A 4,895-nucleotide genomic window follows, 5' to 3' on the forward strand; every position below is an offset into this window, starting at 1 on the left:
GTCCCGGCCAGCTGCACGAGCTCATTGAGCCGGTTATCGCGGCGCCCCGCATCGACCCAGAGTTCGAGCACCGAGGCGGGATCGTGGCTGAGCGCGGACTGCACGGCATGCAGGCCGGCGATGATTTCTTCGTGTTGGCGGGACATGTACTTTCTCAGGCTAGCAGGTAGCAGGCTGTTGTTGTCGCTCAGGCGAGTGCGAGAGAAGGAAGAATTGGGCGAAAAAGCGCAGTTTACATGTCGTAAATGAGCATTTTGAGCCTGATTTTGACGCCCTATCGTGCCGCATGAGTAGACAACATCAGCCTGCTAGGCGCGCGAGGACGCTTTCCAGCTCCCCCATATGACGGATCTCGGCGTCAGGATCCGGACCGCCCGGCCACGACTGGGCATGGGTATTGACCCATATCGCGCGCAGCCCGGCCTCCTGCGCGCCGCGCACATCGCGCACGGGGTCGTCACCGACGTGCACCATGGCATCGGCCGAAACGCCGGCAGCCAGCACCGCGGCATCGAAGATATCGGGGTGCGGCTTGGCCGCGCCGGCCGAGGCGCTGGTCACCACGAAGTCGAAATAATGCCCGATGCCGATGGTATGCACGTCGGCATTGCCGTTGGTGATCGCGCCAATGGTGTAGTCGACCGACAACGTGGCGAGCGCCGCCAGGGCCTCCTCGAACGGCTCGACCTCGTTGCGCGCCAGCCAGAAGGTCCGGAACCCCTCTTCCACCGGCTCGTCGCCGTAACCGGCCTCCGCGCCCAGCACACCGATCCACGCCTTACGCAACCGGGTGAGATCGTGATGCAGCTCGGGAAAAGCCTGCATATAGGCCTTGCGGTGCTCGATCAGCGCGTCGAAGTCGTAGCGCCCGGTGATCCTCGGATAGCGCTCCTGCAGCCAGCGGTAAAAACGCTGCTCCGCGCGCTCGATGACCGGGGCGCAGAGCCACAGCGTGTCGTCGAGGTCGAAAGTCAGGCAGGTGATGCGTGTCATATGAACCAATGGCTAGTCGCCGAAAACCGTCACGGTCACCCGCCGCGTGTGCGGATGGGTGCGATGCTCCCACAAATACACCCCCTGCCAGGTGCCCAACGCCAGCCGCCCGGCTGTGACCGGCAGCATCAGGTCGGTCTGGGTGAGGATGGTCCGGACATGCGCAGGCATGTCATCCGGCCCCTCGTCCTGATGCAGGAACAACGGATCGCCGTCCGGCGCCACCCGCTGCATGAAGGCCTCCAGATCGCGCCGCACAGTGGGGTCGGCGTTTTCGCACAGGATTAACGAGGCACTGGTATGGTGCACGAACACCTGGCACAGGCCGGTGCGGATGTCGCTGTCCTGCACGATACGGCCGATGCGATCGGTGATTTCCTGCGTGCCGCGGCCGGTCGTGGCTATCTGGAATACGTCCTGGTGCAACATGGGATATTCGCGGGGTGTTCACTTTAGTGTCACAGGAAGTACATATGCTACCGCACAAAACGTCATATTCGGGGGCAGGCGCGGTGAAGATACTGATGATCAGCGACGTGTATTTCCCGCGTGTGAACGGCGTCTCCACCTCCATCGCCACCTTCCGCAAGGCCTTTATCGAACTCGGGCACCAGGTCACCCTCATCGGGCTCATGAAGGCCGGCGCGGTGCGCGACCTGCTGCCACAGCTGCGCAAACAGGAATTCGACCTGATCCACATCCAGACACCGTTCCGCGCCCACTACCTGGGCCTGTGGCTGGCACGCCGTCTGGGTATCCCCAAGGTCGAGACCTACCACACCTTTTTCGAAGAATACCTGTTCCACTACCTGCCGTTCGTCCCGAAACGCATGATGCGCTTCCTGGCACGGCGTTTTTCTGCCCGCCAGTGCAACCAGGTGGACGGCGTAGTGGTGCCGTCGCGCGCCATGCTGGAGGTGCTGCGCGACTACGGCGTCACCACCCGCGAGGTCATCCTGCCCACCGGCATCGAGCTGGAGGCCTTCGCCCAGGGTGACGGACAGGCTATGCGCAAACGCCTGGAAATCGATCCCGACCAGCCGGTGCTGGTACACGTGGGGCGTATCGCATTCGAAAAGAACATCGACTTCCTGCTCAAGACCCTGACGCGGGTGGTGGCCCAGGTGCCCGAACTGGCGGTCATCATCGCCGGCGAAGGCCCGGCCCTGAAACACATCAAGCAGATGACGCAGGAACTGGAACTCGACGACGTGGTGCACTTCGTCGGTTACATGAAACGCGAGCAGCTGCCCGACTGTTACCGCGCCGGCGACGCCTTCATCTTCGCCTCGCGCACCGAAACCCAGGGCCTGGTGCTGCTGGAAGCCATGGCCTGCGGCACGCCGGTGGTCTCAACCGCCGTGCTCGGGACCCACGACATCCTCGACGCAGGCAAGGGCGCGCTAGTGGCCGAGGAAGACCTCAACGACTTCGCCATGAAGTGCGTGCGCATCCTGTCAGACCGCAATCTGCGCCAGCGGCTGGCACAGGAGGCCCTGGAATGGGCGCAGGAATGGAGCGATGAGGCCCTCGCAAAACAGATGCTGGGCTTTTACGAGGACGTGCAGATCGAATACGCCGCCGCCGCGCGCGAGCCGGCCTGATCGGGATGGTGAGGCGTCAGGTGTAAGGCGTGAAGGGTCGTGTTATCGCCCCTGCTTAACATTGACCCGGTTTTTCGTCAGTTCGGAATGCGTGAGGGCAAACCAGCCGGCGCTCTTCAGGAACTTCGCCGAAGCTAGTCTCTGTCGGGTGCTCCCAGCGGAAAGAAGCTGCGATAGGGGCGGGCCTCGTCGACGACCCTTGCCACTGAGGGACGAGCCAGAAGCCGTGCCCTGTACCCAGCCAGGGCAGCATGACGTTCGCCGATGGGATGAACCCAGTCGGCATAGAAAAGTGCTGGTGCTGCAGCGCAATCGGCAATCGTGAATCGGCCGCAAGCCGCCCATTCCTTTTCTTGCAGGCGCCGCTCCAGCCAGGCGTAGCTTTGATCCAGCATGTCGTGCGCGTCACGGACGCCGTACGGGTCGCGCTCATCTTCACCCCGCAAGGCATCGCCGACAATGCGTTGCATCGGCGCATGAACATAGTCGTCGAATACGTCGGCAAACATGCGCGCATCCAAAGCATCACGCGGATCGTTCGGCACCATGGGCGCAGCGTTCCCATGAAACAGATCGAGATATTCGATAATGGCGTTGCTTTGCGTGATTTCCCTGTCCCCGTCGATCAGCGCGGGGAATTGCCCCGTGGGCGAAAGGTCGACAATCCGGACCTGGTTCTCGGGATGATCGGCATCGAGCATCCGAAATTCGAAGGCCACGCCGCGCTCGTAGAGTGCAATCAGCGGTTTCCAAACGAACGAGGCAAACGGGTGCCCGTACAGTGCAAGCGTCATTGCGCAGCTCCGGTCAATCCAAGGGTTGCTTCGATCATTTCGAACTGAAATTCAGTACCGTGGCGACGGTCGTCGGTGCCGTCCTTGCCATCCAGAAACACGATCTGCTCGGTGTAGGACAAACGGGTCCCCGTTCCTTCTGCACCGAGTTCCAGGCTCGACAGGGTGACCGAATGGAAACGCCCCGAGAGATGTAGATCATAGGCATAGACGAGGCGCCGAGCCGGTTCGATCGCGTGGAAGCGGGCCTCGTAGAGCGTCACCAGACCGCTCTCCTCGAAGCGTCCTTCCAGTACCTCCTCGCCGCCAACACGAAACTCCATCGACCGGCGCAGCAGAGTCCATCGGTCCTCCGGTCCGGTGAACCACCGGGCTTTCACCTCCGGATCGGACCATGCGGCGAATACTTTTTCCGGCGATGCCGACCACACGCGATTCAGTGTGAAGGTGCCGTGGAAAAAAGGTACTTCCTTCATGGATTGTCTCCTCCACCCGTTGGATCCGAAGGTCCGCTTTCGAGCAATTTGCCGAGCCGATCGAAGCGGCTTTCCCAGAGCTGGCGGCGTTCGTTCAGCCAACCTTCGACACGCATGACGGCCTCAGCGGAAATCCGGCATTCGCGTGTGCGGCCGTGTTTTTCCGTCACGACGAGGCCGCTGGCCTCGAGCACTTGGACGTGCTGATGGATGGCAGCGAGGGACATGTCGTAAGGCTGTGCCAGCTCGCTCACCGAGGCTGGCCCTCTTGATAGACGATCGAGAATCCCCCGCCGCGTTGCGTCTGCGAGCGCGTGAAAGGCCAAATCAAGCTGTTCCGAATACTCAAGCATTTACTTAAGTTAGAACCAGCCACGCAGAAAGTCAAGCGATTACTTAAGTATCTATGCGCCAGCCGGCATCCTGGCTACGCAGCGATGTCCGACGCGGTTAGCCATATCCTCCCTGAACAGGGGTTTTTCCCGGTGACGACTTCATCGTTCCTCTGCCCGGTGCACTTGTCAGGCATCCACTGCCTGTTTGCCCCGTTTGGCGAAAAACAGAAACACCAATGCGGCGAGTGCGCCGATTACGCCGGCAACGCCATGAATGTCTCGCATGAAAACCAGAAGCACGAAACAGGTACAAGCACCAACGGCGGGTATCAGGGCCTGGCGGACCGAACGGCTCATAAGGCAGGTGGCGCATACCGCACCGGCCAGGCCGAAGTCGAGGATGGAGTTGCCCGCACCGATGGGTTGCCAGGAGAGCGCGACAATCTGCGTAAGGATGACGGAGATGCCTGCGACCGCTGCCCAGAGCTGCCGGCCGAGCAGCGACTCCGCGAGCGGGCCGATCGCGAGTAGTCCGATGAGATTGAAGACGGTGCCGCCCCAACCGCCATCCTGGACGAGTAGAGAAGTCGCCAGGCGCCAGGGTTGTCCTGAAATCACGTGAAGGCCATCGCGCATCAGTAACGGGAGCAGGCTGGGGCTATACAGAGCTGGACGAGCGAGAAAGCAGCGATG

7 protein-coding genes are annotated in these 4,895 nt (G+C 61.7%); 1 reads left to right on the forward strand and 6 read right to left on the reverse strand.

Going from position 1 to position 4,895, the window contains the following annotated elements; genetic code table 11:
• Positions 1-300: 300 nt before the first annotated feature.
• Both P8Y64_14055 and P8Y64_14060 read right to left on the reverse strand, forming a co-directional pair.
• Positions 301-993, reverse strand: coding sequence for an HAD family hydrolase (locus P8Y64_14055; protein ID MEJ2061578.1), 693 nt, complete (start codon positions 991-993; stop codon positions 301-303).
• Positions 994-1,005: 12 nt separating this feature from the next.
• Positions 1,006-1,422, reverse strand: coding sequence for a secondary thiamine-phosphate synthase enzyme YjbQ (locus P8Y64_14060; GenBank protein ID MEJ2061579.1), 417 nt, complete (start codon positions 1,420-1,422; stop codon positions 1,006-1,008).
• An 83-nt stretch (positions 1,423-1,505) separates the two neighbouring features.
• On the opposite strand from P8Y64_14060, the gene P8Y64_14065 reads away from it, so the two are divergent.
• Positions 1,506-2,597, forward strand: coding sequence for a glycosyltransferase (locus P8Y64_14065; GenBank protein ID MEJ2061580.1), 1,092 nt, complete (start codon positions 1,506-1,508; stop codon positions 2,595-2,597).
• A 134-nt stretch (positions 2,598-2,731) separates the two neighbouring features.
• Here P8Y64_14065 and P8Y64_14070 read toward each other — a convergent pair whose 3' ends face one another.
• From P8Y64_14070 to P8Y64_14085, 4 genes are all read right to left on the reverse strand, one after another.
• Positions 2,732-3,391, reverse strand: coding sequence for a glutathione S-transferase family protein (locus tag P8Y64_14070; GenBank protein MEJ2061581.1), 660 nt, complete (start codon positions 3,389-3,391; stop codon positions 2,732-2,734).
• On the reverse strand, positions 3,388-3,867 hold the full coding sequence (locus P8Y64_14075; GenBank protein ID MEJ2061582.1) for an SRPBCC family protein: 480 nt from the start codon (positions 3,865-3,867) through the stop codon (positions 3,388-3,390). Before P8Y64_14075 ends, P8Y64_14070 begins: the two co-directional genes overlap by 4 nt.
• Positions 3,864-4,220, reverse strand: coding sequence for a metalloregulator ArsR/SmtB family transcription factor (locus tag P8Y64_14080; GenBank protein ID MEJ2061583.1), 357 nt, complete (start codon positions 4,218-4,220; stop codon positions 3,864-3,866). Before P8Y64_14080 ends, P8Y64_14075 begins: the two co-directional genes overlap by 4 nt.
• Positions 4,221-4,388: 168 nt before the next feature.
• Positions 4,389-4,895: rhomboid family intramembrane serine protease (locus tag P8Y64_14085; GenBank protein MEJ2061584.1), on the reverse strand; the 507-nt coding region annotated here is incomplete at its 5' end.

This window comes from Gammaproteobacteria bacterium, assembly GCA_037388465.1.
In the GTDB taxonomy this organism is placed as follows: Bacteria; Pseudomonadota; Gammaproteobacteria; order SpSt-1174; family SpSt-1174; genus JARRKE01.

Bases quoted from the DNA above. Each gene is read 5' to 3' on its own strand.
- P8Y64_14055 (MEJ2061578.1), bottom strand. From the start codon at position 993: ATGACACGCATCACCTGCCTGACTTTCGACCTCGACGACACGCTGTGG.
- P8Y64_14060 (MEJ2061579.1), bottom strand. From the start codon at position 1,422: ATGTTGCACCAGGACGTATTCCAGATAGCCACGACCGGCCGCGGCACG.
- P8Y64_14070 (MEJ2061581.1), bottom strand. From the start codon at position 3,391: ATGACGCTTGCACTGTACGGGCACCCGTTTGCCTCGTTCGTTTGGAAA.
- P8Y64_14075 (MEJ2061582.1), bottom strand. From the start codon at position 3,867: ATGAAGGAAGTACCTTTTTTCCACGGCACCTTCACACTGAATCGCGTG.
- P8Y64_14080 (MEJ2061583.1), bottom strand. From the start codon at position 4,220: ATGCTTGAGTATTCGGAACAGCTTGATTTGGCCTTTCACGCGCTCGCA.